The following is a 26,614-nucleotide window of genomic DNA, read 5'->3' as shown; positions in this document are numbered from 1 at the left end:
CTCTCTCAGAGATGGGAAACAGGCGGTGTCACGCCGGGTTGCAGGTAATGTTCGATACGCAGCAACTGGTCGGTCAGTAAAAGCTCGCGATTAAGACCAGTCACTGTTAAAAGTTGTTCACGACTTTGACAGATATCGTGAAGGATAGCGTGTAATGATGCGCCTGACAGGCTGTTCGCCAGCGTGTTAACCAGCGGCCAGACGTCCGGGTTGGTCAGTAGCGTTGCCCCTTGCTGGAGTTTGAGCGCATCCAGAAGTAAGGAAGCCAGCCAGTGCAGACGTTCCGCGGCCTGCTCGCCGTTAAGCACAGGCAATAAACTTAGCCAGTCGCGGCTGGTGATGGAAGACTCAACGGCCCGGCAGAGCGCGTCTCGCTGTGACCAGACCTCTGGCTGCAGTAATGCCAGCGCCGCCGCGGGCGCACCGCTGCTCAGGCGCAACGCAGAGAGCGCCCCTTCCTGTGACGTTGTCACTTCTCGCTCAAGCCAGCTCAGCGCCCATGATTCCTGAGGCACCGCGAGGTGATGAAGACGGCAACGGCTGCGCAGCGTTGCCAGCAAACGCCCCGGGTCACGACAGGAGAGAAGGAACCACGTTTTCTCCGGCGGTTCTTCCAGCGTTTTAAGCAGCGCATTCGCCGCCGCCTCGGTAAGCTGTGCTGCGTCTTTGAGCCAGACGACTTTTGCGCCGCTGAGCCGCGCATGTTCGTACAATTTTTCACTGACTTCTCGCACGGCATCAATACCGAGCGCGCTTTTGCCCTTCTCAGGCTCGAGCGTGTAATAGTCAGGGTGCGTGCCCGCCTGCATTAATTGGCAGCCACGGCATTTACCACAGCTTTTATGGCCTTGCGGCTGCTGACACATCAGGAAGCGGGTGATGGCGTAAATCAATGCATCATCCCCCATTCCCGGCAGTGCCTGAATCAGTAACGCATGATGCCCCCGACCAGCCTGATAGCTTTCGATCAGCTTTTCAAAGTGCGGGCGCAACCATGGGTACCATTTCATGCCTGTTGCTCCTGTAGCCACTGCGTAACCGTCTTCTGAATAGCGCGGGTGACCTCTTCCAGGGATTGCGTCGCATCAATGGTGCGAATACTACCATCCTGATCCGCCAGTTCCAGATAGCGCGCGCGGGTACGGTTAAAGAAATCAAGGGACTCCTGCTCAATGCGGTCCAGCTCACCGCGAGCACGGGCGCGCTTGAGACCCACTTCCGGCGTCACATCCAGATAGAGCGTCAGGTCAGGGCGAAAATCACCCAGCACCGCATCGCGCAGCGTGGCCAGCATCGGCTGGTCAATACCACGTCCACCGCCCTGATAAGCCTGGGTCGACAGATCGTGACGATCGCCAATTACCCACTTGCCATTAGCCAGGGCCGGTTTAATGACCGTCTCCACCAGCTGCACGCGCGCCGCGTAGAACATCAATACTTCGGCTTTATCTGTGATGACCTCGTCACCAACGGATTTGATATCCAGCACCAGGCTTCGCAGCTTTTCGGCCAGTTGCGTACCGCCGGGCTCGCGGGTAAATACCATGTCCGCAACGCCAAGCGATTTGAGCGTATCCACCACCACGTTGCGGGCCGTGGTTTTACCCGCCCCTTCGAGTCCCTCAATGACAATGTATTTACTGCGCATTTTTTTCCTTAAGTGCCTTCAGATAGTCCTGAACAGAGCGATTATGGCTGGCAAGGTTGGTGTTAAAGGTATGCCCCCCTTTTCCATCAGCCACAAAATAGAGATACGGTGTTTTAGCAGGATGCGCAGCCGCACGCAGGGAAGCCTCGCTCGGCGTGGCAATCGGGCCCGGCGGCAGACCGCTAATCACGTAGGTATTATACGCCGTTGGCGTCTCCAGATCTTTTCTTGAAATCTTACCGGTATAACTCTCGCCCATTCCGTAGATGACGGTGGGGTCCGTTTGCAGACGCATGCCGATACGCAGACGGTTAATGAAGACCGATGCCACCTGATCGCGTTCGGCGGCGACGGCCGTCTCTTTCTCAATAATTGAGGCCATCGTGACAAACTGGTTTTGATCTTTGTATGGCAGACCGTCCATGCGCCCTTCCCAGGCGGAATCGACGGCTGCAACCATCTTTTTATGCGCCCGCTTGAGGATAGCCACATCGGTCGTGCCTGCGGTGTACATCCATGTGTCTGGCCAGAACCAGCCTTCCACCCACTCAGGGTGTTCAAATTTCAGTACTTCGGCCACCGTCTGATAGCGGTCATCTTTCAGGGTATGCTTAATGTACGGAGCATCGCGCAGCTGCTCGAGATAATCGCTCAGGCGCATCCCCTCAACAAAACGCAGCGGGAACTGCGCTTCTTTACCGCTTTCCAGCAGCTGCAGCATCTCTTTGACGGTCATCCCCGGCGTAAAGCGATAGGTACCGGCTTTGAAATGAGACAGTTCAGGCTCGATACGTAACAGCCACTGAAACACGCGCGGACGGTTAATGATCTTGTCGCCATAAAGCTGTTCGCCAAGCGCCAGGCGGCCCGTCCCCGCTTTCAGGGTAAAAATCGTCTCGTCTTTAATCAGGATCTTACTGTTCGCCAGCTGACGAACTTTCCACACTCCCGCTCCGCCGGCAACACCCAGCGCAACGATAAGGAGGAGGACAAAGCGCAACATTTTCTTCATGACTATCGGGTTTGCTCACATATCGGGGCTAAAAACTGAAACAGCTCGCGCGAGGACAAGCTGTATTGACCATACGCGCGGACGGGTACAACCGGCATCAGCGCATTACAGATGATAATTTCATCAGCCTGGTGCAGCGCCTCTTCTCGCGCGCTCACTTCGACAACGCGAAAGCCAGAGTGTGCCAGCTGCTGCAAACAAAACTGACGCATAATCCCGTTGACGCCGGCCTGCTCAAGCGACGGCGTATAAACATCGCTCCCCTGTCGCCAGAGTAAATTAGCCGCACAGCATTCCGTAATAAACCCTTCGCTGTCAAGAACCAGCGCCTCATCAGCGTCCGTCTGTTCAAGATGAGTGCGAATCAGTACCTGTTCAAGGCGGTTGAGGTGTTTTATACCGGCAAGCATGGGGTTTCGCCCCAGACGTACCGGGCTGAGCGTCAGCGTAACGCCCTCTTCACGCCAGCGCAGATAATGAGCAGGACAGGCAGACACCGAAAGGATCCGCGTTGGGTGCTGGCAAGCTGTACCGCTGTATCCCCGGCCACCGCTGCCGCGGCTGATAATCACCTTCAGAACACCGCTTTGCTTCCCGGCCGCCAGCTGGCACATCTCCTGACGCAATGTGTCCCAGTGCGTGAAGGGGATCATCAAGGCTTCACAACCCTGCTGAAGACGACGAAGGTGCGCCTCGAGCAGGCAGACATTGCCGTCGAGAATGCGCGCTGTCGTAAAGCAGCCATCACCAAACTGAGTTGCCCTGTCACCAGCAGGCAGCGTGTTTTGCTCAAGGCCATTGATTAAAAACATGGTGGCTCCTTATGCGTGGGCATTTAGTCTGGCAGGATGCCATGCAGCCGACAAGAAGATTAGGCTGAATAAAAAAGGCCCGACAAGCGGACCTTTTTTAATCGCCATGATGCAGTCAGGCTCAGATCTTTTTGAAGATCAGTGAACCGTTAGTACCACCAAAGCCGAAGGAGTTACACAGGGTGTACTCCATACCACTTACCTGACGCGCTTCGTGAGGAACGAAGTCCAGGTCACAACCTTCATCCGGATTATCCAGGTTGATGGTTGGCGGAACAGCCTGATCGCGCAGCGCAAGGATAGAGTAGATAGACTCTACTGCACCCGCCGCCCCCAACAGGTGACCGGTCATGGATTTCGTGGAGCTCACCAGCACGCGGCTGGCGTATTCGCCGAAGATAGACTTAACAGCCTGAGCTTCTGCTTTATCGCCTGCAGGCGTAGAAGTACCGTGCGCGTTAACGTAACCGATGTGCTCCGGGGTAAGACCCGCGTCGCGAATCGCGTTGGCCATTGCCTGCGCGGCGCCCGCACCATTTTCTGGTGGTGACGTCATGTGGTATGCATCGCTGCTCATCCCGAAGCCGACAACTTCAGCATAAATCTTCGCGCCACGTTTTTTAGCATGTTCGTACTCTTCAAGTACGATCATACCCGCACCGTCACCCAGCACGAAACCGTCACGGTCTTTGTCCCACGGACGGCTTGCCGCCTGCGGGTTATCGTTGCGGGTAGACAGCGCACGCGCTGCACCAAAGCCACCCACTCCCAGCGGAGTACTGGCTTTTTCCGCACCGCCCGCAACCATAGCATCTGCATCGCCGTACGCAATCATGCGCGCGGCCTGGCCGATGTTATGCACGCCAGAGGTACATGCGGTAGCGATAGAAATGCTTGGCCCACGCAGGCCGAACATGATGGTCAGATGACCTGCCACCATATTAACAATCGTGGACGGAACGAAGAACGGGCTGATTTTACGCGGGCCACCATTCATCAGAGATGTATGGTTTTCCTCGATCAGACCCAGACCGCCAATCCCGGAACCGATAGCGGCACCGATACGGGTTGCGTTCTCTTCCGTAATCTCAAGGCCAGAATCCTGCATGGCCTGAACGCCAGCGACAATTCCATATTGAATGAAGGCATCCATCTTGCGCTGTTCTTTGCGCGAGATGATCTCTTCACAGTTAAAATCCTTTACTAAGCCAGCAAATTTCGTTGCATAGGCGCTAGTATCGAAATGGTCGATTAGGCTGATGCCGCTCTGACCGGCAAGGAGAGCTTTCCAGGTGGACTCTACGGTATTGCCGACAGGAGACAACATGCCAAGTCCGGTCACAACTACACGACGCTTAGACACGTTTGTCCTCCAGGGAGGGATAAAAAAGGGATTCGTGGGACAAAAAAGATAAAACTCAGGCGGTCGAATGACCGCCTGGAGATGTTCACTTACGCCTGGTGACCGTTGATGTAATCAATGGCAGCCTGAACGGTGGTGATCTTCTCAGCTTCTTCGTCCGGAATCTCAGTATCAAACTCTTCTTCCAGAGCCATTACCAGCTCAACGGTGTCAAGAGAATCTGCGCCCAGGTCTTCAACGAAGGAAGCGGAGTTCACAACTTCTTCCTGCTTAACGCCCAGCTGTTCGCCGATAATTTTCTTAACGCGTTCTTCGATAGTGCTCATACTCTTAAATTTCCTATCAAAACTCGCTTTCGCGATGGTTTTCGTAGTGTATAAAATGTTGAAAAATTTGCAACTAAATCCCGGCAGTTCTTACCACGATTTTACGTTATTTTGAGGCCATTCGCCCTAATAACGCAAATATTTTTCATCGTGATTAAACCATGTACATCCCGCCGTTGACGTGGAGGGTCTCACCAGTGATGTAACCCGCTTCGTCAGAGGCTAAAAATGCAACCGCGCTGGCAATTTCTTTAGGGTCGCCTAAGCGGCCCGCTGGAACAGCTGCCAGCGTACCCGCACGCTGCTCATCAGTTAGCGCACGCGTCATGTCCGTTTCAATAAAGCCCGGAGCAACAACGTTTACAGTAATACCGCGGGACGCAACTTCACGTGCCAGCGACTTACTGAAACCGATCAGACCTGCTTTCGCCGCAGCGTAGTTAGCCTGACCAGCATTTCCCATGGTACCAACCACAGAACCGACAGTGATAATACGACCATGACGCTTTTTCATCATAGCGCGCATTACCGCTTTTGACAGACGGAATACAGATGACAGGTTGGTTTCGATGATATCGTTCCACTCGTCGTCTTTCATTCGCATTAACAGGTTATCACGAGTGATCCCGGCATTATTTACCAGAATATCCACTTCGCCAAATTCTGCGCGAATATTTTCCAGAACAGATTCGATAGATGCAGGTTCGGTCACATTCAGAACCAGACCTTTACCGTTCGCACCCAGATACTCGCTGATGGCCTTAGCGCCATTCTCGCTGGTTGCTGTACCAATCACTTTCGCGCCGCGCGCAACCAGTGTTTCAGCAATTGCACGCCCGATACCGCGGCTTGCGCCAGTGACCAGGGCAATTTTTCCTTCAAAACTCATGGTATTCCTCTTTTATTGCGAGAGTGCCGCTGACATCGCGTCCGGCTCGTTAATTGCCGAAGCAGTCAGGGTGTCAACAATACGTTTTGTCAGACCGGTGAGGACTTTACCTGGGCCGACTTCATACAGATGCTCAACGCCCTGAGAGGCCATAAACTCAACGGTTTTGGTCCACTGTACCGGGCTGTAGAGCTGGCGAACCAGCGCATCACGGATAGCGTCCGGCGAGGTTTCGCATTTCACATCGACGTTGTTCACAACGGAGATTGTCGGTGTGTTAAAAGTAATTTTTTCAAGCTCAACGGCCAGTTTATCGGCAGCAGGTTTCATCAGTGCGCAGTGGGACGGTACGCTGACGGGCAGCGGCAGAGCGCGTTTCGCACCTGCAGCTTTACAGGCTGCACCAGCACGTTCAACCGCGTCTTTATGACCGGCGATAACCACCTGGCCTGGCGAGTTGAAGTTAACGGGAGACACCACCTGACCTTCAGCGGATTCTTCACACGCTTTTGCAATCGCAGCGTCATCGAGGCCGATGATAGCAGACATGCCACCGGTGCCTTCAGGTACTGCTTCCTGCATGAACTTACCGCGCAGTTCAACCAGACGCACCGCGTCAGCAAACGCGATAACACCGGCACACACCAGCGCAGAGTATTCACCCAGGCTATGGCCCGCGAGCAGCGCTGGCGCTTTACCGCCCTGCTGCTGCCAGACACGCCACAGCGCAACGGACGCCGTCAACAGCGCTGGCTGAGTCTGCCAGGTTTTGTTCAGCTCTTCGGCCGGTCCCTGTTGGGTCAGCGCCCACAAATCATAACCCAGCGCAGCGGAAGCTTCACGGAAAGTCTCTTCGATAACCGGATACTTTGCTGCCATTTCAGACAACATCCCAACGGCCTGAGAACCCTGGCCCGGGAACACAAAAGCAAATTGCGTCATTATTTAATCCTTATACTAGAAACGAACCAGCGCGGAACCCCAGGTGAACCCGCCACCAAAGGCTTCAAGCAAGACCAACTGGCCCCGTTTGATTCGTCCGTCACGTACCGCTTCATCAAATGCGCACGGTACTGACGCCGCAGAGGTATTGCCGTGACGATCCAGCGTCACCACAACATTATCCATCGACATGCCCAGCTTTTTAGCGGTCGCGCTGATGATGCGCAGGTTCGCCTGATGCGGCACCAGCCAGTCGAGTGCGGAGCGGTCAAGGTTATTCGCTTCCAGCGTTTCATCGACAATGTGCGCAAGCTCAGTCACCGCCACCTTGAACACCTCATTACCGGCCATCGTCAGGTAAATAGCGTTATCCGGATTAACGCGATCGGCGTTAGGCAGGGTCAGTAATTCGCCGTAGCTGCCATCGGCATGCAGATGCGTAGAGATGATGCCCGGCTCTTCGGACTGACCGAGCAGTACCGCGCCCGCACCATCACCAAAAATAATGATCGTCCCACGATCGGTTGGATCGCAGGTACGTGCCAGCACGTCAGCACCGATGACCAGCGCATATTTCACGGCACCGGATTTAACATACTGATCGGCAACGCTCAGCGCATAGGTGAACCCAGCGCACGCTGCAGCAACGTCAAATGCCGGGCAGCCTTTAATGCCGAGCATGTTTTGCACCTGGCACGCTGCGCTTGGGAAGGCATGCGTGGCAGAGGTCGTGGCAACCACGATCAAGCCAATCTGATCTTTATCAATGCCCGCCATTTCGATAGCACGCTGCGCGGCTTCGTAACCCATGGTCGAAACGGTTTCGTCTGGCGCGGCAATACGACGTTCACGGATACCTGTGCGCGTGACAATCCACTCGTCAGACGTATCTACCATTTTTTCAAGATCGGCGTTGGTACGCACGTGTTTTGGCAGGTAGCTGCCGGTACCTAAAATCTTCGTATACATGTACGCTCAGTCACTTTTAGCTAATACAGATTCCAGGCGAGCGGCAATCCGCTGAGGGACTTGTCGCTGCACCGCCTGCACTGCCTGTTCAATGGCGACAGTAAATGCTCGCTGATTGGCGGCACCATGACTCTTAATCACAATGCCGCGCAATCCTAACAGACAGGCGCCATTATACTGGTCGGGGTTGAGGTGACTGAATCGCCGCGTCAGGCTTTTTTGTAACCAACGCTTTAATAAAATCAACCACCAGGCGCTTTTTTTGCCTTCTCCCTGCGATTTAAGCAGTGAGAGAAACATTCGCACGACCCCTTCCATGGTCTTCAACGTTACGTTCCCGGTGAAGCCATCACACACCAGAACATCCGTTTTCCCCGTCAGCAACTCATTGGCTTCGAGATAACCAATATAGTTGATGGAGGGAACCTGTTTGAGCAATTCGGCAGCTTCGCGAATGCTGTCCAGGCCTTTGGTCTCTTCTTCACCGATGTTCAATAACGCAACACGGGGATTGTTTATCCCGACCACTTCTTCTGCCAGCACCGACCCCATCACGGCAAACTGAGCCAGCATTGTACTATCACAATCGACGTTAGCACCCAAATCGAGCACCACGGTCTTGCCCTTCTGCTGATGCGGTAATACCGTCACCAGCGCCGGACGCTCAATACCTTCAATAGGTTTGAGCAACAATTTCGACAGCCCCATCAGCGCGCCGGTATTTCCCGCACTGACGCAAGCCTCCGCGCGTCCTTCCTTCACCAGCTCCAGCGCCATTCGCATAGAACTGCCCCGGCTATTGCGAATCGCCTGCGATGGACGTGCATCACTGGCAATAACTGACTGCGCAGGAATAATCTGCAGACGCGAACGTTGTTCGAAGTCAGCTTTTGCAAGTAATGGCGTGATTGTGTCGGGATTGCCGACTAAAAGAAGTGTGAGTTGCGAATTAGAATTCAGTGCCTGCAAAGCTGCAGGCACTGTCACGGAAGGGCCAAAATCCCCTCCCATGACATCTAACGCCAGGGTTAGACGTGTCAAGGTATCGTCACAGCCTGGTTCGGTAAATTCCCCGTTTGCACGGGGAAATCCTCACTAAGCCTAATCACGCTGACGCGTGATTACTTAGTGATAACCTTGCGGCCGCGGTAGAAACCGTCAGCGGTGATGTGGTGACGCAGGTGTTTCTCACCAGAAGTCTTGTCTACAGACAGGCTGGTAACTGCAGTCAGCGCGTCATGGGAACGACGCATGCCACGTTTGGAACGGGTTGGTTTATTCTGTTGTACGGCCATGGACCTTACTCCTCAATTACTTACGCTTTAAGCTGGCTAATACGGCAAATGGGTTTGGTTTTTGCGCTTCATCAGGCAGTTCCCCAAAGACCATGTCCGCCTCGGACACTTCACAGTGTTCAGATTCATGCACCGGAACGACTGGCAAGGAGAGGATGATTTCATCTTCAACCAGAGCCAGAAGATCGATTTCACCGAATTCATTAACTTCAATCGGTTCATACGCTTCCGGGAGTGCTTCAGCCTGTTCGTCAGAACGGACCGGACTGAAACAATACGTTGTGTGAACATGCTGTACAAACGGTTTCCCGCAACGCTGACATTCGAGGGTTACCGTCACCTTTGCATCACCGGTTAAAACGGCGAGACGCTGGTTATCGATAGCGAACGACATGGAGCATTCTACATCACTGTCCACACTGACTACGGATTCGGCGACACGCTCAGCCTGATCGGAAGTATAAATACCTTCGTAATCGAGGCGTTTTTGAGCCGTGCGAACCGGATCAAGAGTCAGGGGTAATTTTACCTTTTGCATAGGGCGCGCATATTAACTTTGTAACGTCATATAGTCAAAGAAAAAGGCAACCACAGCTGCCTTTTGCCAATTATTCGCACACATTGCGGCCTGTAGTTTAAAATGGCTGGCATCGATACGCTATATCTGGTGATAAAAATATGCCAAATCTCGTTCTTGCCTCCACCTCACCCTACCGCCGAATGTTGCTGGAAAAGCTCGGGATCCCGTTTGAATGCGCGGCGCCGGAGGTTGACGAGACGCCACAGCCGGGCGAATCACCACGTCACCTGGTCACCCGTCTTGCGAAGGAGAAAGCGCAATCACTTGCCGCACGCTACCCTTCGCATTTGATTATAGGCTCCGATCAGGTTTGTGTGCTGGACGGTGCTATCACCGGAAAGCCGCACACTGAAGCGAATGCCTGCCAGCAGCTTATGCAAGCGCGGGGCAATATCGTCACCTTTTATACGGGTCTGGCACTCTACAACTCCGCCTCGGGTCACCTGCAAACCGAATGCGAACCTTTCGACGTCCATTTTCGCCATCTTAGTGAGCAGGAAATCGCCGACTATGTGCGTCGGGAGCGACCGCTCAATTGCGCCGGAAGCTTCAAAAGTGAAGGTCTGGGGATTGCCCTGTTCGACAAGCTGGACGGACGTGACCCGAACACGCTGGTTGGGTTGCCGCTGATAGCATTGTGCCAGATGCTCAGACGCGAGGAGTGTAATCCGCTGAAGATGTGAGTATTACGGTTGATGCATCACTTACCGGCCTGGGAGACCTCAGGCCGGTAAGTGCCAGCCAAATCAGCCGCGCAGCACCTTCAGGCAGCGTTTTAACTGCTCATCAAGGGGGGCTTCAATGCGGATTGTTTCGCCGGTATTCGGGTGAGTGAACGTAAGTGCCGCCGCATGCAGGAACAGGCGTGATAACCCGGTGCCCGCCAGCTGCTTATCAAACTCCCTGTCGCCATAGCGGTCATCAAATGCGATCGGATGACCGGCATACTGCGTATGTACGCGGATCTGGTGGGTACGGCCGGTTACCGGGCTGCAGCGCACCAGCGTGGCGAACGCATAGCGCTCTTCCACTTTGAAACGCGTCTCAGACGGCTTCCCTTCCTGATTCACACGTACAATGCGCTCACCGCTTTGCAAAATATTCTTCAGCAAAGGTGCCTGCACCGCCTTAACGTGGGACTGCCAGTGGCCGCGAACCAGCGCCAGATAATCCTTCTGCATCCCTTTTTCACGCAGCTGCTCATGCAGGGAACGCAACGCAGAACGTTTTTTTGCGACCAGCAGCACGCCGGAGGTATCGCGATCGAGACGGTGAACCAGTTCAAGGAAACGGGCTTCAGGACGCAGCGCACGCAGGCCTTCAATCACACCAAAGCTGAGACCACTCCCGCCATGGACAGCGGTACCTGACGGTTTATTCAGCACCAGGATATGATCATCCTCATAAAGGATAACGTCACTCAGGGCGGCCACTTTCTGCAACCTGGGTGAAACGACCTCTTCTTCGCGTTCCGCAACACGGACCGGCGGGATACGCACTTCATCACCGGCTTCGAGTTTGTACTCAGGCTTCACGCGTTTTTTGTTAACCCGCACTTCACCCTTGCGCAGGATGCGGTAAATCATGCTCTTTGGCACGCCTTTGAGTTGGGTGCGCAAAAAGTTATCGATACGTTGCCCCGCGTCGTCTTCCGCGATGGCAACCATTTTTACGGCTGGAGTCTCTGTTTTCATGGTTGGCGATTCTAAATATCGTCAGCCATTAGCGCCACTCATTTTTCTATGCTTATATTTACTTTTATCCGGCCTGTCCCCTGTTTCACGCAATCGATTTGGTGGTTATTAAACCAATCACCACCTTGAAGTGAAGAAACTGTGAGTAACCGGGTGATAATTGGTAAAAGTCATCTTGCTATAACCCGGCGAGCAGTGGAATAATGAACTCGTTTTCCGTGTTAAATCCTGGTTAAGTAAGGATCTCGACGGAATGACCAATTTTGTCTGACCGATCATCCACGCAGCAATGGCGTAAGACGTATTGATCTTTCAGGCAGTTAGCGGGCTGCGGGTTGCAGTACTTCCCGGTATAAGGATTGTTCTCTGGAGAGTTCTACCCAGGCAATTCCCCTGATAATTGCGCTGTGTTTCCGTATGAAATACAGGCAACCGACACTCTGCGCCTCTTAAGCGAGCGACAACCGTGAGGTTGGCGACGTGAATAGACACGAGGCCATCGGTTCATACCCCGGAAAGCGTCACCTTGCCCGCAGCTTTGTCGTCAATGTAAGAATAACGAGTAAGTTACGATGAAAAGAATGTTAATCAACGCAACTCAGCAAGAAGAGTTGCGTGTCGCCCTTGTGGATGGGCAGCGCCTGTACGATCTGGATATCGAAAGTCCTGGACACGAACAGAAAAAAGCGAACATTTACAAAGGTAAAATCACCCGCATTGAACCAAGCCTTGAAGCTGCATTTGTCGATTACGGTGCTGAGCGTCACGGTTTCCTCCCTCTGAAAGAAATCGCCCGCGAATATTTCCCTGCAAACTATAACTCCCATGGCCGCCCAAACATCAAAGATGTGCTGCGTGAAGGTCAGGAAGTCATTGTTCAGATTGATAAAGAAGAGCGTGGCAACAAAGGTGCCGCACTAACCACCTTTATCAGTCTTGCGGGAAGTTATCTGGTTCTGATGCCAAACAACCCGCGTGCCGGTGGTATCTCTCGCCGCATCGAAGGTGATGACCGTACCGAGCTGAAAGAGGCGCTGGCAAGTCTTGAGCTGCCTGACGGCATGGGGCTTATCGTCCGTACCGCAGGCGTCGGCAAATCTGCCGAAGCGCTGCAGTGGGACTTAAGCTTCCGTCTGAAGCACTGGGAAGCAATCCAGAAAGCGGCAGAAAGCCGCGCAGCGCCGTTCCTGATTCACCAGGAAAGCAACGTGATTGTGCGTGCCTTCCGTGACTACCTGCGTCAGGACATCGGTGAGATTCTGATCGATAACCCGAAAGTGCTTGAGCTGGCGCGCCAGCACATCGCTGCGCTGGGTCGTCCGGATTTCACCAGCAAAATTAAACTGTACACCGGTGAAATCCCGCTGTTCAGCCATTATCAGATCGAATCGCAGATTGAATCCGCTTTCCAGCGTGAAGTGCGTCTGCCATCCGGTGGGTCTATCGTTATTGATACGACCGAAGCGCTCACCGCCATCGACATCAACTCCGCACGTGCTACGCGCGGTGGTGATATCGAAGAGACCGCCTTCAACACCAACCTTGAAGCCGCTGATGAAATCGCCCGACAGCTCCGCCTGCGTGACCTGGGTGGTCTGATTGTTATCGACTTTATCGACATGACCCCTGTTCGCCACCAGCGTGCGGTTGAAAACCGTCTGCGCGAAGCGGTACGTCAGGATCGTGCTCGTATCCAGATTAGCCATATCTCACGCTTCGGCTTGCTGGAGATGTCCCGTCAGCGTCTGAGCCCTTCACTCGGTGAATCCAGCCATCACGTCTGTCCGCGCTGCTCCGGTACCGGTACCGTTCGTGATAACGAATCTCTGTCCCTCTCTATTCTGCGTCTGATTGAAGAAGAAGCGCTGAAAGAGAACACCAAAGAGGTTCATGCCATTGTTCCCGTGCCAATTGCGTCCTACCTGCTGAACGAAAAACGTGCAGCCGTCAGCGCAATTGAATCACGCCAGGGCGATGTTCGCTGCATCATCGTGCCTAACGATCAGATGGAAACTCCGCACTACCACGTGCTGCGTGTCCGTAAGGGTGAAGAGACCAGCACGCTCAGCTATCTGCTGCCTAAGCTGCATGAAGAAGAGATGGCGCTGCCTTCCGATGAAGAACCTGCCGAGCGCAAACTGCCAGAGCAGCCAGCCTTAGCGACCTTCATCATGCCTGAAGCTCCGCCAGAAACGGCACTGGAAAAACCTGTGACCAAACCGGTTGCGCAAAAACCAGAAGCCGTTGCGGTCAAAGCCCAGCCAGAACAACCGGGTCTGCTGAGCCGCCTCTTCGGTGCGCTGAAGAAGATGTTTGCAGGCGAAGAAGTCCAGCAGCCTGAGCAACCGAAAGAAGCACCGAAAGAAGCGAAACCTGAACGTCAGCAGGACCGTCGTAAACGTCAGAACAACCGCCGTGACCGTAACGATCGTAATGACCGTAACGAACGCCGTGACAACCGTTCGGACAATAATGAGGGTCGCGAGCAACGCGAAGACAACCGTCGCAACCGTCGCGAGAAGCAACCGCAGAATGTTGAAGATCGTGAAATTCGCCAGCAGGCGGGCGATGAGTCTGAGAAGAGCAAACAGCGCGACGAGCAGCAGCCACGCCGTGAGCGTAGCCGTCGTCGTAACGACGAGAAGCGCCAGGCGCAGCAGGAAGTCAAAAACCTGAACCGCGAAGAGCCTGTTGAACAACAGGAAAGCGAGCAGGAAGAACGTACTCAGGTTATGCCGCGTCGTAAGCAGCGCCAGCTGTCACAGAAAGTACGTGTAGGTGCTCTGCAGGTGGAAGAGACCGTCATCGTCCCTGCAGAAGCAAGTGACACTGCACCAGGCACTCAACTGGCGAAAGTGGATCTGCCGGCCGTCGTCGAAAACAACGCTGAGCAAGACGATAACGGTGAAGGCCGTGATAACGCGGGTATGCCACGTCGTTCACGCCGTTCTCCGCGTCACCTGCGCGTCAGCGGTCAACGTCGTCGTCGTTATCGCGATGAGCGTTACCCGACACAGTCGCCAATGCCATTAACCGTAGCGTGCGCGTCTCCTGAAATGGCATCCGGTAAAGTCTGGATCCGCTACCCGGTTGCTCGTCAGGAACAGGTTGTGGAAGAACAGTCTGTCACCGAAGAGGTGATTGCCCCGGTAGCCGCAACTGAAGAAGCGGTAAATGAAGCCGCTATCGTGGTTGAGCCACAGGCCGTTGAGTCAGAAGCGCCTCATGCAGTAGACGTTGAAACCACGCACCCAGAAGTGATTGCCGCGCCGGTTGACGCCGCACCGCAGCTTATTGCTGAAGAAGACACCGTGGTCGCTGAAGACGTTGTTGCTGAGGTTCAGCCAGCAGCAGCGGTAGAAGAGACCCCGGACGTGGTTGTTGAAACCGTGACTGAAGACGTGGTTCAGGACGTTGAAATTGACGTCGAACCGGTGCGTGAAGCCGCGAAAGCAGAAGAGCCAGAAGTGAAAGCCGAGCCGGTAATCACAGCGCCGGCCCCTGCTCACGTTGCGACAGCCCCGATGACTCGCGCACCAGCGCCGGAATATGTGCCGGAAGCGCCGCGTCACAGTGACTGGGTCCGCCCTGCGTTCAACTTTGACGGTAAAGGCTCTGCCGGTGGCCACAGTGCAACGCATCAGGCGACGGCACCGGCTACCCGTCCGCAGTCTGTTGAGTAACGACACTTAGCGTAAAAAGCCGACCTTCGGGTCGGCTTTTTTATTGCTCGCGTGCTGGCTTTCTCATACCCGCAATGTCCGGCATTACCCTCTTCATCATCTCCAGAAAACGGCGTAAACGCGCCGGATAATAACGCGACCACGGATAAACCAGATGAACCGGGAGCGCGGCGGGCTGCCACTGTGGAAGCAAATGCACTAAGCGCCCTTCCTGGATATCCTCCTTGACCGTCCAGCTTGAAACCATCGCCACCCCTAATCCTGTCAGGGCGGTATTGCGCGCAACATGCAGGCTATCCGTGCTTAGTCGTGGCGCAATGGAGATGCGTTTTACCTGCGCAAGATCATCCCACAACTCCACATGTCGCTGATAGAACGTGCTGATGGCAATCCAGGGAAGCGCCTGCAGATCCTCCGGTGTGTGAACCGGCGCAAACTGGTCCAGCAGCGCAGGCGAAGCCACCACACAGCGTGGCACTTCCGCCAGCAGCACGGAGACGGTTGCCGGATCCACCTCTGCGCCAACTCGAATAGCACAATCCAGATTGTCGCTCAGAAAATCCACCGACTTATCGTTGAGCATCCACTCCACCGACAGCTGAGGATAACGCTGCAAAAACTCCGTTAACGGCCTCAGAAGCTGATCCTGCCCAAAGGCGTGCGGTGCGCGTACCCGTAACACGCCGACCGGCTCGTCCTCCGTCTGGCCGATTTCATCTTCCAGTGCCAGCCAGCTATCAATGACCCGCCGGGCATGTTGATAGCAGCGCTCGCCGTCATCGGTAAGTTTTGTTGCATGGGTGGTTCGCAATAAAAGCCGTACCCCCAGCAGCGTTTCCAGAGACTGAAGGCGGCGGCTCACCGTGGCCTGGCTCGTCGCAAGCAGTCTTGCCGCCCCGGATAGCGATCCGCTTTCCACAATACGAACAAATGTGCGCATGAGTTCCACCCTGTCTATACGCTCAACTCGCTTCATCATTTTCCCTGCTATACGCCAAACGTATAAGCGTTTTACCACCAGGCCCTCTACCGTCGCAAGGCATAGTGATAAAAAATAGCGGCACACTATGAGTGAGGAACGTCTTATGAACACAACAACTGCTCCCCATGCCGCCAGTCGCTGGGTGATTTTTATGCTGGCTCTTGGGGCTGGCTTTAGCGTCGCATCCATTTACTACGCGCAACCGCTGCTGCCGCTGATAGGCGCCGACCTTCATCTTAGTATTGAAGGGATGGGGCTGGTCCCGACGCTGACCCAGGCAGGCTACGCGCTCGGTATTCTTTTTCTGTTGCCGCTTGGCGATCGTCACGACCGCAGGACGTTAATCCTGATAAAAAGCGCCGCCCTGGCACTGTTTCTGCTGGGCTGCAGCCTGACCGGGCAGCAGCACTCACTGCTGATGGCAAGCCTGCTGATTGGCATGGCCGCGACCATGGCACAGGATATCGTTCCCGCAGCGGCTATCCTCGCCCCCGAAGGGAAGCAGGGAAAAACCGTGGGAACCGTGATGACAGGGTTGCTGATGGGCATCTTGCTGTCGCGAACCGTCAGCGGTGTGGTGGGTGAAGCTTTTGGCTGGCGCGTCATGTATCAGCTGGCCGCTGTAAGTATCGCATTCATTGGGGCGGTGATGTGGCGGGTACTCCCGCGTTTTGCCATTCACTCCACGCTGAGTTATCCCGCCCTGATGCGCTCAATGGAACATCTGTGGCGTCGTTATCCGGCTCTGCGTCGTGCAGCACTGGCACAGGGTTTTCTGTCGATTGCCTTTAGCGCCTTCTGGTCAACGCTGGCGGTTATGCTGCTGGAGAGCTATCACCTGGGGAGCGCCGTCGCGGGTGGTTATGGTATTGCCGGGGCCGCGGGGGCCTTAGCCGCCCCGCTGGCGGGAGGTCTGGCGGACAAGCTGGGCGCCGGAAAAGTCACGCAGCTTGGCGCGGCACTGGTTACCGTCTCGTTTGCCCTGATGTTCCTGATGCCCGCGCTGGGTCTTCATGGACAACTGATTCTGATTGCTGTCTCAGCCATCGGGTTTGATCTGGGCCTGCAGTCCAGTCTGGTGGCGCACCAAAATCTGGTCTATAGCCTTGAGCCTCAGGCCAGGGGGCGTCTTAATGCCCTGCTCTTTACGGTGGTCTTTATCGGCATGGCGCTGGGTTCGGCTGCGGGGAGTAAAATCTACACACTGGCTGGCTGGACGGGCGTGGTTGCCCTGGCAACGGTATGCGGTGTCATTGCGCTGGCAATACGTCTGATTGAAAGTGCACGCGTCGCCTCCGCACCGGCAGAAATCGCGTAAAAAAAATGCCCAATCCACACGGATTGGGCAGTAAAACATGCCCAGTTTCAAGACATGTTCCAAGAGGTCAAGATGTTATCTGTTCAGCTGGAACAGGGACATGCCCTGCATATCGCTAAACGCTTTATAAGATGCCTGCAGCGCGGCCTGCTGCATGGTGTAAGAGGAGATCGCTGCGTTCCAGTCCACATCAACCAGGTCGCTCATCTGCTTAGTCTGGCCCAGTGCACGATCGTCACCAAGGTTATCCAGCTTTTCAAGCTCGTTCATCTTGGTACCTACATCAGCAGCGACAGTAAGAATGTTGTTCTGGGTATTTGTGATGCCGGTTTGAGCATCAGAAATGATTTTCCCCTGTGCTTCAGCTGCAGCAGAGTCGGTATCGACGGGAACCTTAAGCGCGGTAATCGCCGTATCGAGGATCTTGAACATGTTCGTCTCGCCATATCCGCCACCAGGCAGTTCTTTGGCGTTACTGGTGATGCTTTCGAAGATCTGCTGACCCGTGTGGCTAATGACCATATTACGCGCGGTATCAACCTGCTGCGAAATAGCCTCAGTACCGCCTTTGTAGTCACCGGTAACGGAATCAAACGGTGGCACTTCAGTCTTAAAGCCGGCAAAGATAAACCGACCATTACCATCCGCGGTGTTTGCAAGATTCATCAATTGATCGCGAATACCTTGCAAATCGCTCGCCAGCGACAGGCGATCGTCATCACTTAAGGTTGCGTTTCCGGCATAGACTAATTTCTCTTTAGCACTGGTGATGGCTGCAGTGACCTGGTTAAGCACATTATCTTCGAGAGAAACTTTTTGTGATGCGAACGATCTTGCCAACGCAAACTGGCTATTTTGTGACTGTGATTGTGACAGAACAATAGCCTGCGACGCCGCGATGGGATCGTCCGACGGACGATTGACACGCTTGCCGGTGGACATTTGTTCACCATAACTCAACCACTTGCTTTGGGAATCGGTGATCCCGCGCATGTTTTGGTCGTACATCATCTGGGTGCTAATACGCATGTTTCACCTCAGCCTTAGCGAATATTAATGATTGCATCAAAGAGCGAGCTGGCAGTTTGTAAAACCTGCGCATTAGCGAGGTAATACTGCTGATAGCGCTGCAAATTGCCGTACTCTTCGTCAAGGTTTACCCCTGAGATCGACTGCTGCTGTTTGGTTAACTGCGTCGCCACATTCGCTTTCGTTTCGCTGCTGGTTTTCAGTGCCGCTGTTGAGCTACCAACGGTACTGACGAGGGAAGCATAAGCATCATTGAAAGACTTATTCCCGCCGACAAGCTTGCTATTTTGCAGATCCAGCAATTTTTGACCGTTGCGGTTGTCACTTTCGCCACCGGCGCTTGTCGATGCCATCGCCAGTTTGGACTCATCATTAAACTTGAGTTCCATGTTTACGATGACATCAGAAACGGGCTTCACAACAAAACTGTCTTTGTTATTCGCGGTACCGCTCACGTTGACATTCAGGCCGTCGAAAGACAGATTGCCGCTCGCATCCGGACTCATCGTGAAACTGGTCTTATCCGACGTACGCGTAATGGTCCAGTCGGTTCCGTTGAACTGCAGCTTATAATCGGTTGCCTGGACTTTAGTACTGTCAGCCACGGAGGCTGTCAGCGCGGCGGTACCTGAATTCTTGCTGTTGGACACAACCGCAGGCGAGCCAAAGTCAAAGAGCTTGCCGCCAGCATCGCCGTTAGCATCAAAACCCGCTTCATGCTGCTTGTTCATCGCGTCAGCAAAGGCCAGCGCCATCTGGTTAAGGCTATTACGCGCTTTATCCAGATCTTCAGAGCGGAAGGTGAGTAAACCGCCAAGGGTGCCGGTGGTAATCAGCTTCTCAGGAATTTCGATATTCCCGGAAACGTCATCGGTATAGGCCAGCGTTGTACGGGTTGGGTCTGCGCTGGAATTCACCGCAGCCAGCTGGTTCGCTTTGCTCCCCTGTACCAGGCTGTAACCGGTGCCAAATGAGACGTTATACGTGCCGCCATCCTGCACTGAAACTTCAACACCGACAATTTTATTCAGTTCGCTCACCAGCTGATCGCGTTGATCGAGCAGGTCATTTGGTGATGAGCCAGCACCCACGCCGGTCAGACGGGAAATCTGATCGTTCAGGTTCGCAATCTGTTTGGCGTAGTTATTAATTTGATCGACGCTGGCAGAAATCGCGGTATTCACCTGCGAATCCTGATCGCGAAGATACTGATCGTTGGTTTTAAACTGATTGACCAGGCCATCCGCTTTGCCCAGCACCGTCTGGCGCGCAGCCGGATCTTCTGCGTTGCTCACCAGCGTCTGCAGACTTTTGAAGAAGTCCTGCAGCGTGGTAGAGAGCGAGTTGGTGGTATCCGAGAGCACATCGTCGATTTTTGACATCTGCTGATAGCGCGTAGTCAGGCCGCTGCTCTGGGTCTGCGCGGCGCGCAGCTGGTTGGTAATGAATGCATCATACTCACGCTGGACACCGGAGACATAAACCCCGTTACCTACCCAGCCACCGCCGGTCAGCGTGCTGTTTGACGCGCCCAGCACTGTCGTCTGGCGGGTATAACCTGCCACGTTATAGCTTGAAATATTATTACTGACGGTATTGAGTGCCGACTGCGCAGCACTGAGGCCACTCATGGCACTGTTAATCAAACTGGACATGGGGGTTCCTTTTATACGTTCAGACACGAGTCCTGATGAAGGTTATCGGCAGCCTCCACCGGGACTTGAGAACTTTCAGAACAGATTTTCGATATCTGTGCTATAGGCTTTACTGACCTTCTCGCCCATCGATTTCAGCTGCTGAATCATACTGGTGAGCTTACGCGCATAGTTCGGATCGGTGGCGTAGCCCGCGTTCTGCAGTGCCTGAGCGCCCTGCTCCGCGGTTGCCGCCTGTGTAACGGCGGTGTAACGCGGATTTCGGCTCAACAGGCCCACATAGTCGGATAAGGCTTCCAGATAGGAGCTATAGACGCGGAATTTGGCTTTAACCTTCACCGCCGCACCGTTTTCATATTCAGTTGTGGTGATCTCGGTGGTCGGCCCCTTCCAGCTCGACGTGGCCTTCACGCCGAAGATGTTAAAGCTCGGATCGCCGTTTTCTTTACGGATCTGCCGCTGACCCCAGCCGGACTCCAGCGCCGCCTGCGCGAGGATCAGGTGGTGAGGCACGCCGCTCTGTTCACTGGCAAGACGTGCCGGCAGCGAGAGCTGCGCCAGGAAGTCTTTGCTGTCGCCAGAAAGTGGCTCATCGCTGGTACTCGTGGCCTTCGGTATGGCTTTGCGCACCATCTGCGTCAGGGCCTGATTCTGATAACTGGTCACCGTTTGCAGGTCGAACTTCATCGGCACCTGCTGTGGCTTATCATCCGGCTGGATGCCCTGCGCGGCTTCGGTCTGTTTGACAATCATATCAGCCAGACCGAGGCCTTTCCCGGCGGTCATCTGCTGCGCAATCTGCTGGTCATACATGCTGGTGTAAAGACGGGTTGAATCACTGCTGAACATCCCGTCTTTCGGCAGGGTTTCACGCATGCTTTTCAGCATCATCTGTACAAACATCCCTTCAACCTGGCGGGCGACCGGGCGGATATTCGCCGCCGGGTCCTTACCTGCTTTGGTTTTCAGTTCGTTGAGCGACTGGGCATCCCAGGCAGCACCGGTCAACAGCTTGCTATCGGTCAGCATCAGATGATTTCCAGTTTGGCGCGCAGACAGCCCGCGCTTTGCATGGATTGCAGAATCGACATCAGATCCATCGGCGTCGCCCCCAGGGCATTCAGGGCCCGAACCACGCTATTGAGGTTCGCGCTGGAGCGTACGCTCTGCAGCGATCCACCGCTCTGGCGCAAATCAATCTGCGTTTGTGGCGTCACCACGGTCTGGCCACCCCCGAACGGGGTATCAGGCTGACTGACGTTGGCGGAGCGGTTGACCGTCACGGAGAGGTTACCCTGCGCCACGGCACAGCTGTCGAGCGACACTTCGCGGTTCATTACGACCGAACCGGTGCGCGAGTTGATAATCACTTTGGCATCCTGAACCGGAACATTCACTTCCATATTCTGGATATCAGCCAGCATACGGACCTGGTTGCTGCTGCCGGTAGAAGTACGGATTTGCACGGTACGGGCATCCAGCGCCGTGGCGCTGCCGTAGCCGCGGCTACGGTTGATGGTGTCGGCAATCTGCTGCGCCATCGTGAAGTCTTCATTATTCAGCTGCAGGTTAATGGTGTTGCCTGCGCCAAACTGGGTCGGCAGTTCACGCTCAATGATCGCACCATTGGTGATACGCCCGCCGTTCAGCTGGTTCACCTGCACACTGCTGCCGCCCGCAGACGCGCCGGCACCGCCGACAAGAATGTTCCCCTGCGCCAGCGCATAAACCTGGCTGTCGACCCCTTTCAGCGGAGTCATCAGCAGCGTGCCGCCACGCAGGCTTTTGGCGTTACCCATTGACGAGACCACGACATCAATCGTCTGCCCCTGGCGCGCGAACGCCGGGTAGGAGGCGGTGACCATGACCGCGGCCACGTTTTTCAGCTGCATGTTGGTTCCCGCCGGGACGGTAATACCGAGCTGGGAAAGCATGTTGTTCAAACTTTGAGTCGTGAATGGCGTCTGGGTGGTCTGGTCGCCCGTTCCGTCCAGACCCACCACCAGGCCATAGCCAATCAGCGAGTTTTCGCGCACGCCCTGAACGCTGGTGAGATCGCGAATACGGTCAGCCTGGGCAAACGTTGCCACCAGCGCCAGCGCCACGGCGAAGATCGATTTAAACATGGGTCACCTCGCTTACATCGGCGATAAGTTAAGGAAGAAACGCTGCAGCCAACCCATATTTTGCGCTTCATTGATGTAGCCGTTACCGACGTACTCGATGCGCGCATCCGCCACCTGGGTGGACGGAACGGTGTTGGTGCCGCTGATGGTGCGAGGATTAACCACGCCCGAGAAACGAATGAACTCAGTGCCCTGATTGATGGCGATCTGTTTTTCACCCACAACGTGTAAATTGCCGTTAACCAGGACCTGGTCAACCGTCACCGTCAGCGTGCCGCTAAAGGTATTGCTGGCATTCGCGCCACCTTTACCGTTAAAGGTATTGCCGCCAGAGGCCTCGACATCAGCACGCGCATTGCCGAACAGGCCCTGCAGATAGCGTGGAACGGTATCGAAACCGAAATTGGTTTTGCCATCGCGGCTGGCATTCGCCGACGAGCTCTTGCTCGCGCTGACGTTTTCCTGCAGCACAATGGTCAACGTATCGCCGACATTACGCGGGCGGCGATCTTCAAACAGCGGTTGATAGCCATAATTGATTGGCTGCGCGGTCTGGAAAATGGAGCCGTTCACCACTGGCGCCGGGCCAGGAACGGGTTGGGCGGTAGTCGCACCCTGCACTAAAGGTTTAGACGGGATCAAGGCACACCCACTGAGGGTGACAGCCAGAACAGTCAGTATCGGATAACGAAACGCCGCGTTTTTTTGCATTGCCTTCATCTTCGAAAACAGGGAGCCGGCGCGGCGTTGACCGCACCGGGCTACACCTTAGAGTTGCGTCAGTTTCTGCAGCATCTGGTCGGTCGTCGACACTGCTTTACTGTTAATTTCATACGCGCGCTGGACCTGGATCATATTCACCAGCTCTTCCGCAACGTTCACGTTCGAGGTTTCCACATAACCCTGATATAACAGACCCGCACCGTTGAGGCCCGGGGTGCTTTCATTTGGCGTACCGGAGGATTGCGTTTCGGTGTAGAGGTTCTCACCAATGCTTTCCAGACCGGTGTCGTTCATGAAGGTGGTCAGGTTCAGCTGTCCAACCTGAACAGGTGCGGCCTGCCCCTGCTGCGTCACACTCACCACGCCGTCACGCCCGATAGTAATACTCAGGGCATTCGCCGGGATGGTAATCGCAGGCTGAACCTGGAAACCACCCGCCGTCACCAGCTGGCCATTCTGATCGACCTGGAACGATCCGTCGCGGGTATAGGCAGAAGTACCGTCAGGCAACTGCACCTGGAAGAACCCCTGGCCTTTGATTGCCACGTCTTTGCTATTGTTGGTCTGAGACAGGTTGCCCTGGCTATGCAGACGCTCGGTGGCTACCGGACGAACACCGGTACCAATCTGCAGACCGGATGGCAGTGTCGTTTGTTCAGAAGACTGCGCTCCAGGCTGGCGGATGGTTTGATAAAGCAAATCTTCGAAAACGGCACGCTGACGCTTGAAACCATTGGTGCTGACGTTTGCCAGGTTGTTGGCAATCACATCCATGTTGGTTTGCTGCGCGTCCAGGCCAGTTTTCGCGATCCATAAAGAACTGATCATAAGGAGTCCTGTTAACTCATAGCCAGAAGTTGGTTAGCCTTGCCCGCGTTCTCATCAACGCTGCTGATAATCTTCATCTGCATTTCAAAACGACGGGCACTGGCGATCATGTCGGTCATCGCTTCGACCGGCTTGACGTTACTGCCTTCCAGAACGCCGGACATCACGCGGATGCTCGGATCGGCCTGTAACGTGGCCCCCCGAGTGGCCTGGGTCGCCTGGGTCAGACGGAACATCCCGTCATCGCCACGCTGCACCTCTTTGCCTTCCGCCTTCACCAGCTTCAGACGCCCGACGGGCGCAACGGTATTGGCCGGATCGCCCGGGTTCAATGCCGAAATGGTCCCGTCGGCCGCGATAGTCAGCTCAGACCCTTCCGGCACCGTCAGCGGACCCGCTTCACCCATTACCGGATGACCCTGAATCGTCAGCTGGCCCGTGGCACTCACCTGGATGTTACCGTTACGGGTATATCCTTCACCGCCGTCAGCGGTCTGCACCGCCAGCCAGCCGTCCTGTTGCAGGGCAACGTCCAGCGGGCGTGAGGTGTAATCCATCTGCCCTGGCGTCATATCCGCACCCGGCGTGGAGGCCGTGACCAGCGTACGCGTCGGCAGGGAGAGCCCTTCCACCGGGACCGCACGCAGCGCATTAAGCTGCGCACGAAAGCCCGGTGTAGAGGCGTTTGCCAGGTTGCTGGCAGTAACAGCCTGCTGATTGAGCGTCTGGCTTGCCGCGCCCATCGCGGTATATATTGCGTGATCCATTGCGCTTTCCTGTCAGCCGCTTAACGCAGGTTAACCAGCGTGTTGAGGATCTGATCCTGGGTTTTGATGGTCTGCGCGTTCGACTGATAGTTACGTTGCGCGACGATCATGTTCACCAGCTCTTTACTCAGATCCACGTTAGACGCTTCCAGCGCACCGTTGGTCAGCGTACCGAAGTTACCGGAGCCCGCGGTACCCAGCAGCGCCACGCCAGAAGACTGGGTGGCAGACCAGACGTTATCGCCTTCAGACTTCAGACCTTCGTTGTTGGCGAAGTTAGCCAGCACGATCTGGCCCAGGGCCTGGGTCTGTTCGTTGGAGTAGTTACCCACCACGGTGCCGTCGTCGTTGATCTGGTAGCTCACCAGGTCACCCGGTTTGTAACCGTTCTGGTTGGTTGCCACGATGTTATTGGCGCCGGTGTTCTGCTGCATGGAATTGGCGAAGCTCATCGCAAACGTGGCTGGCGTTGCACCTGGAACGGTGCCGGTAGTGATATTGATGCTGCCGCCGCCGGTCAGTACGCCGCTGGTGTTGAAGGTCAGCGTGGTCGCCAGGGATGGCGTGCTTCCTGCAACGCTGCCGTCCTGGGCATAGACTTTCCAGGAGTTTGCCGGAGTCGCGTCTTTAACGTAAAACAGGTTCATGTTGTGCGCATTACCCTGGCTGTCAAAGACCGTCACCGTCCCTTTTTTGTTGTAGCTGTCAGGGTTGGTCGGATCAAAGGCCGTGGTTGGCGCGGTGTCAGTAGAGTTCAGGTTGATCTGCTGGGACGCGGTGGTGGTGGATTTCGCCGCCATCAAGGTCGTTGGGATATTGATCGCCTGCGGGTTAGCGCCGGTCTGAACCGTTGGTGGGGTACCCGCAACAGGATAACCGGTTAATTGCAGACCCTGCATGTTCACCAGGTTACGGTTTTCGTCCAGTTTGAACTGACCGTTACGGCTGTAGAACACAGAGCCGTTGGAATCGACCATACGGAAGAAACCGTTCTGGCTGATGGCGACGTCCAGACCACGACCGGTATTGGTCGTCGTACCGTCGGTAAAGTCCTGAGTGATGCCCGCAACTTTCACGCCCAGACCTACTTTGGAACCGGCAAACATATCTGCAAATGAGGCAGAACCGGATTTAAAACCATAGGTCGCGGAGTTGGCGATGTTGTTGCCAATGACATCCAGGTTGGTGGCCGCAGCATTCAGGCCGCTGACCGCTTGAGAAAAGGCCATGACTTACTCCTGATAAGTGTTAAGGCTTAGATAATCTGCCGAACTTCGTCGAGCGTGGTGGTACCCGAGGTACCCAAATCCAGTTTGTTACCGCCGGCGCCTTTAATCACGCCCTGAACCAGCGCGAACTGCAGCGGCTGCGCCACCAGTTGGGTGGTTCCGTTGCTGGCGCTGATCGCCACTTTGTAAGAACCGTTTGGTGCTTTCGTGCCGTCGGTCAGGCTGCCGTCCCAGGTAAAGGTGTGTACGCCTGCCTTCAGCTCACCAATCTCAATGGTGCGTACCACTGCCCCGCTCGCATCGCTGATCGTCGCAGTCACTTTGTCAGCCGGCTGCTGCAGCTCAACGCCAAACGGCGTGGTGGTCGTGGTTGACGTCCCCTCGGTAGTGCTGGTGCCGGCAAGGATCGTGGTCCCCGGGATCATCACCCCATGACCAATCAGATTCGCAGCCTGCAGAGACTGGCTGTTGTCAATCTGACCGGAAACGGAGCCAAGGGTGGTGTTGAGTTTTTCAATGCCGCTGACGGTACTGATCTGCGCCAGTTGCGTGGTCAGCTCGTTGTTCTGCATCGGATTGGTGGGATCCTGGTTCTTCAGCTGCGCTACCAGCAGCGTCAGAAAGCTGCTCTGCAGATCGGACGCGTTACTGCCCGTCAGGGCGTTGGAACCCGTCGAACTTTTGGCGCCATTAACACCTGAGTTCGTGGGATCATTCACATTTACGGCGATGGACATGCATGTC

General features: G+C 55.1%; 26 protein-coding genes. 3 read left to right on the top strand and 23 right to left on the bottom strand.

Annotated features, from left to right (window positions below; translation table 11 throughout):
• Positions 1-5 precede the first annotated feature (5 nt).
• From holB to yceD, 12 genes are all read right to left on the bottom strand, one after another.
• Positions 6-1,010, bottom strand: a complete 1,005-nt coding sequence (gene holB / locus AC2FAP_RS03360) for a DNA polymerase III subunit delta' (protein ID WP_252069581.1) — start codon at positions 1,008-1,010, stop codon at positions 6-8.
• The gene (gene tmk, locus AC2FAP_RS03355) at positions 1,007-1,648 is read right to left on the bottom strand and encodes a dTMP kinase (protein WP_252069582.1); all 642 of its coding nucleotides are present in this window, start codon (positions 1,646-1,648) and stop codon (positions 1,007-1,009) included. Before tmk ends, holB begins: the two co-directional genes overlap by 4 nt.
• Positions 1,638-2,660 carry a cell division protein YceG gene (yceG, locus tag AC2FAP_RS03350; protein ID WP_014169578.1) on the bottom strand — a complete coding sequence of 341 codons (1,023 nt, stop codon included), beginning with the start codon at positions 2,658-2,660 and terminating at the stop codon, positions 1,638-1,640. Before yceG ends, tmk begins: the two co-directional genes overlap by 11 nt.
• A 2-nt stretch (positions 2,661-2,662) precedes the next feature.
• Positions 2,663-3,472: an aminodeoxychorismate lyase gene (pabC, locus tag AC2FAP_RS03345; protein ID WP_047744338.1), complete on the bottom strand. Its 810-nt coding sequence runs from the start codon at positions 3,470-3,472 to the stop codon at positions 2,663-2,665.
• Between the two features lie 121 nt (positions 3,473-3,593).
• A complete protein-coding gene (gene fabF, locus AC2FAP_RS03340; protein ID WP_014169576.1) occupies positions 3,594-4,835 on the bottom strand; it encodes a beta-ketoacyl-ACP synthase II in 1,242 nt (413 codons plus the stop codon).
• An 89-nt stretch (positions 4,836-4,924) separates the two neighbouring features.
• Positions 4,925-5,161 (bottom strand): acyl carrier protein, encoded by a 237-nt coding sequence (acpP, locus tag AC2FAP_RS03335; RefSeq protein ID WP_003857954.1) that lies wholly within the window; start codon positions 5,159-5,161, stop codon positions 4,925-4,927.
• A gap of 154 nt (positions 5,162-5,315) precedes the next feature.
• Entirely contained in the window at positions 5,316-6,050 is a 735-nt protein-coding gene (fabG, locus tag AC2FAP_RS03330; RefSeq protein ID WP_014169575.1) for a 3-oxoacyl-ACP reductase FabG, read from the bottom strand.
• A gap of 12 nt (positions 6,051-6,062) precedes the next feature.
• Positions 6,063-6,992, bottom strand: a complete 930-nt coding sequence (gene fabD / locus AC2FAP_RS03325; RefSeq protein ID WP_014169574.1) for an ACP S-malonyltransferase — start codon at positions 6,990-6,992, stop codon at positions 6,063-6,065.
• A gap of 15 nt (positions 6,993-7,007) precedes the next feature.
• Positions 7,008-7,961 (bottom strand): beta-ketoacyl-ACP synthase III, encoded by a 954-nt coding sequence (locus AC2FAP_RS03320; RefSeq protein ID WP_014169572.1) that lies wholly within the window; start codon positions 7,959-7,961, stop codon positions 7,008-7,010.
• A gap of 6 nt (positions 7,962-7,967) precedes the next feature.
• Complete coding sequence (gene plsX / locus AC2FAP_RS03315) at positions 7,968-9,002, bottom strand: phosphate acyltransferase PlsX (RefSeq protein WP_014169571.1); 1,035 nt, start codon at positions 9,000-9,002, stop codon at positions 7,968-7,970.
• Positions 9,003-9,082: 80 nt separating this feature from the next.
• On the bottom strand, positions 9,083-9,256 hold the full coding sequence (gene rpmF, locus AC2FAP_RS03310; protein ID WP_003857964.1) for a 50S ribosomal protein L32: 174 nt from the start codon (positions 9,254-9,256) through the stop codon (positions 9,083-9,085).
• Between the two features lie 16 nt (positions 9,257-9,272).
• The gene (yceD, locus tag AC2FAP_RS03305) at positions 9,273-9,794 is read right to left on the bottom strand and encodes a 23S rRNA accumulation protein YceD (RefSeq protein ID WP_014169570.1); all 522 of its coding nucleotides are present in this window, start codon (positions 9,792-9,794) and stop codon (positions 9,273-9,275) included.
• Between the two features lie 140 nt (positions 9,795-9,934).
• Between yceD and AC2FAP_RS03300 the strand changes: the two genes are divergently transcribed.
• On the top strand, positions 9,935-10,519 hold the full coding sequence (locus tag AC2FAP_RS03300) for a Maf family protein (RefSeq protein WP_214578767.1): 585 nt from the start codon (positions 9,935-9,937) through the stop codon (positions 10,517-10,519).
• 63 nt (positions 10,520-10,582) lie between these two features.
• On the opposite strand, the gene rluC is transcribed toward AC2FAP_RS03300, so the two are convergent.
• Entirely contained in the window at positions 10,583-11,530 is a 948-nt protein-coding gene (gene rluC / locus AC2FAP_RS03295) for a 23S rRNA pseudouridine(955/2504/2580) synthase RluC (RefSeq protein WP_014169568.1), read from the bottom strand.
• Between the two features lie 572 nt (positions 11,531-12,102).
• Between rluC and rne the strand changes: the two genes are divergently transcribed.
• Positions 12,103-15,213, top strand: a complete 3,111-nt coding sequence (gene rne, locus AC2FAP_RS03290) for a ribonuclease E (RefSeq protein ID WP_485452838.1) — start codon at positions 12,103-12,105, stop codon at positions 15,211-15,213.
• A 40-nt stretch (positions 15,214-15,253) separates the two neighbouring features.
• On the opposite strand, the gene AC2FAP_RS03285 is transcribed toward rne, so the two are convergent.
• Positions 15,254-16,189: a LysR family transcriptional regulator gene (locus tag AC2FAP_RS03285; RefSeq protein WP_179193671.1), complete on the bottom strand. Its 936-nt coding sequence runs from the start codon at positions 16,187-16,189 to the stop codon at positions 15,254-15,256.
• A gap of 109 nt (positions 16,190-16,298) precedes the next feature.
• On the opposite strand from AC2FAP_RS03285, the gene AC2FAP_RS03280 reads away from it, so the two are divergent.
• Complete coding sequence (locus tag AC2FAP_RS03280) at positions 16,299-17,513, top strand: MFS transporter (RefSeq protein ID WP_086463322.1); 1,215 nt, start codon at positions 16,299-16,301, stop codon at positions 17,511-17,513.
• 75 nt (positions 17,514-17,588) lie between these two features.
• On the opposite strand, the gene flgL is transcribed toward AC2FAP_RS03280, so the two are convergent.
• The 9 genes from flgL to flgD form a co-directional block, all read right to left on the bottom strand.
• Positions 17,589-18,542, bottom strand: a complete 954-nt coding sequence (gene flgL, locus AC2FAP_RS03275) for a flagellar hook-associated protein FlgL (RefSeq protein WP_014169564.1) — start codon at positions 18,540-18,542, stop codon at positions 17,589-17,591.
• Positions 18,543-18,556: 14 nt separating this feature from the next.
• Positions 18,557-20,197, bottom strand: coding sequence for a flagellar hook-associated protein FlgK (gene flgK / locus AC2FAP_RS03270; RefSeq protein ID WP_020884676.1), 1,641 nt, complete (start codon positions 20,195-20,197; stop codon positions 18,557-18,559).
• A gap of 75 nt (positions 20,198-20,272) precedes the next feature.
• Complete coding sequence (flgJ, locus tag AC2FAP_RS03265; protein WP_063214591.1) at positions 20,273-21,226, bottom strand: flagellar assembly peptidoglycan hydrolase FlgJ; 954 nt, start codon at positions 21,224-21,226, stop codon at positions 20,273-20,275.
• Positions 21,226-22,323: a flagellar basal body P-ring protein FlgI gene (locus tag AC2FAP_RS03260; RefSeq protein ID WP_014169561.1), complete on the bottom strand. Its 1,098-nt coding sequence runs from the start codon at positions 22,321-22,323 to the stop codon at positions 21,226-21,228. Before AC2FAP_RS03260 ends, flgJ begins: the two co-directional genes overlap by 1 nt.
• Positions 22,324-22,335: 12 nt before the next feature.
• Complete coding sequence (flgH, locus tag AC2FAP_RS03255; RefSeq protein ID WP_023311139.1) at positions 22,336-23,034, bottom strand: flagellar basal body L-ring protein FlgH; 699 nt, start codon at positions 23,032-23,034, stop codon at positions 22,336-22,338.
• Between the two features lie 57 nt (positions 23,035-23,091).
• Positions 23,092-23,874 carry a flagellar basal-body rod protein FlgG gene (flgG, locus tag AC2FAP_RS03250; RefSeq protein WP_008500810.1) on the bottom strand — a complete coding sequence of 261 codons (783 nt, stop codon included), beginning with the start codon at positions 23,872-23,874 and terminating at the stop codon, positions 23,092-23,094.
• Positions 23,875-23,885: 11 nt separating this feature from the next.
• A complete protein-coding gene (locus tag AC2FAP_RS03245; RefSeq protein ID WP_014169559.1) occupies positions 23,886-24,641 on the bottom strand; it encodes a flagellar basal body rod protein FlgF in 756 nt (251 codons plus the stop codon).
• A gap of 20 nt (positions 24,642-24,661) precedes the next feature.
• Positions 24,662-25,870, bottom strand: a complete 1,209-nt coding sequence (gene flgE / locus AC2FAP_RS03240) for a flagellar hook protein FlgE (RefSeq protein WP_014169558.1) — start codon at positions 25,868-25,870, stop codon at positions 24,662-24,664.
• Between the two features lie 26 nt (positions 25,871-25,896).
• Entirely contained in the window at positions 25,897-26,607 is a 711-nt protein-coding gene (gene flgD / locus AC2FAP_RS03235) for a flagellar hook assembly protein FlgD (RefSeq protein ID WP_014169557.1), read from the bottom strand.
• Between the last annotated feature and the right edge of the window lie 7 nt (positions 26,608-26,614).

The organism is Enterobacter cloacae complex sp. 394I7 (assembly GCF_057320345.1).
This window is presented reverse-complemented; position numbering and strand designations above follow the sequence as displayed.

Bases quoted from the DNA above. Each gene is read 5' to 3' on its own strand.
- flgD (WP_014169557.1), bottom strand. From the start codon at position 26,607: ATGTCCATCGCCGTAAATGTGAATGATCCCACGAACTCAGGTGTTAAT.
- flgH (WP_023311139.1), bottom strand. From the start codon at position 23,034: ATGCAAAAAAACGCGGCGTTTCGTTATCCGATACTGACTGTTCTGGCT.
- pabC (WP_047744338.1), bottom strand. From the start codon at position 3,472: ATGTTTTTAATCAATGGCCTTGAGCAAAACACGCTGCCTGCTGGTGAC.
- flgE (WP_014169558.1), bottom strand. From the start codon at position 25,870: ATGGCCTTTTCTCAAGCGGTCAGCGGCCTGAATGCTGCGGCCACCAAC.
- AC2FAP_RS03245 (WP_014169559.1), bottom strand. From the start codon at position 24,641: ATGGATCACGCAATATATACCGCGATGGGCGCGGCAAGCCAGACGCTC.
- rpmF (WP_003857964.1), bottom strand. From the start codon at position 9,256: ATGGCCGTACAACAGAATAAACCAACCCGTTCCAAACGTGGCATGCGT.
- AC2FAP_RS03260 (WP_014169561.1), bottom strand. From the start codon at position 22,323: ATGTTTAAATCGATCTTCGCCGTGGCGCTGGCGCTGGTGGCAACGTTT.
- flgL (WP_014169564.1), bottom strand. From the start codon at position 18,542: ATGCGTATTAGCACCCAGATGATGTACGACCAAAACATGCGCGGGATC.
- flgK (WP_020884676.1), bottom strand. From the start codon at position 20,197: ATGTCCAGTTTGATTAACAGTGCCATGAGTGGCCTCAGTGCTGCGCAG.
- flgJ (WP_063214591.1), bottom strand. From the start codon at position 21,226: ATGCTGACCGATAGCAAGCTGTTGACCGGTGCTGCCTGGGATGCCCAG.
- flgG (WP_008500810.1), bottom strand. From the start codon at position 23,874: ATGATCAGTTCTTTATGGATCGCGAAAACTGGCCTGGACGCGCAGCAA.
- tmk (WP_252069582.1), bottom strand. From the start codon at position 1,648: ATGCGCAGTAAATACATTGTCATTGAGGGACTCGAAGGGGCGGGTAAA.
- yceG (WP_014169578.1), bottom strand. From the start codon at position 2,660: ATGAAGAAAATGTTGCGCTTTGTCCTCCTCCTTATCGTTGCGCTGGGT.
- acpP (WP_003857954.1), bottom strand. From the start codon at position 5,161: ATGAGCACTATCGAAGAACGCGTTAAGAAAATTATCGGCGAACAGCTG.
- fabG (WP_014169575.1), bottom strand. From the start codon at position 6,050: ATGAGTTTTGAAGGAAAAATTGCCCTGGTCACTGGCGCAAGCCGCGGT.
- AC2FAP_RS03280 (WP_086463322.1), top strand. From the start codon at position 16,299: ATGAACACAACAACTGCTCCCCATGCCGCCAGTCGCTGGGTGATTTTT.
- AC2FAP_RS03320 (WP_014169572.1), bottom strand. From the start codon at position 7,961: ATGTATACGAAGATTTTAGGTACCGGCAGCTACCTGCCAAAACACGTG.
- rne (WP_485452838.1), top strand. From the start codon at position 12,103: ATGAAAAGAATGTTAATCAACGCAACTCAGCAAGAAGAGTTGCGTGTC.
- holB (WP_252069581.1), bottom strand. From the start codon at position 1,010: ATGAAATGGTACCCATGGTTGCGCCCGCACTTTGAAAAGCTGATCGAA.
- fabD (WP_014169574.1), bottom strand. From the start codon at position 6,992: ATGACGCAATTTGCTTTTGTGTTCCCGGGCCAGGGTTCTCAGGCCGTT.
- yceD (WP_014169570.1), bottom strand. From the start codon at position 9,794: ATGCAAAAGGTAAAATTACCCCTGACTCTTGATCCGGTTCGCACGGCT.
- rluC (WP_014169568.1), bottom strand. From the start codon at position 11,530: ATGAAAACAGAGACTCCAGCCGTAAAAATGGTTGCCATCGCGGAAGAC.
- AC2FAP_RS03285 (WP_179193671.1), bottom strand. From the start codon at position 16,189: ATGAAGCGAGTTGAGCGTATAGACAGGGTGGAACTCATGCGCACATTT.
- AC2FAP_RS03300 (WP_214578767.1), top strand. From the start codon at position 9,935: ATGCCAAATCTCGTTCTTGCCTCCACCTCACCCTACCGCCGAATGTTG.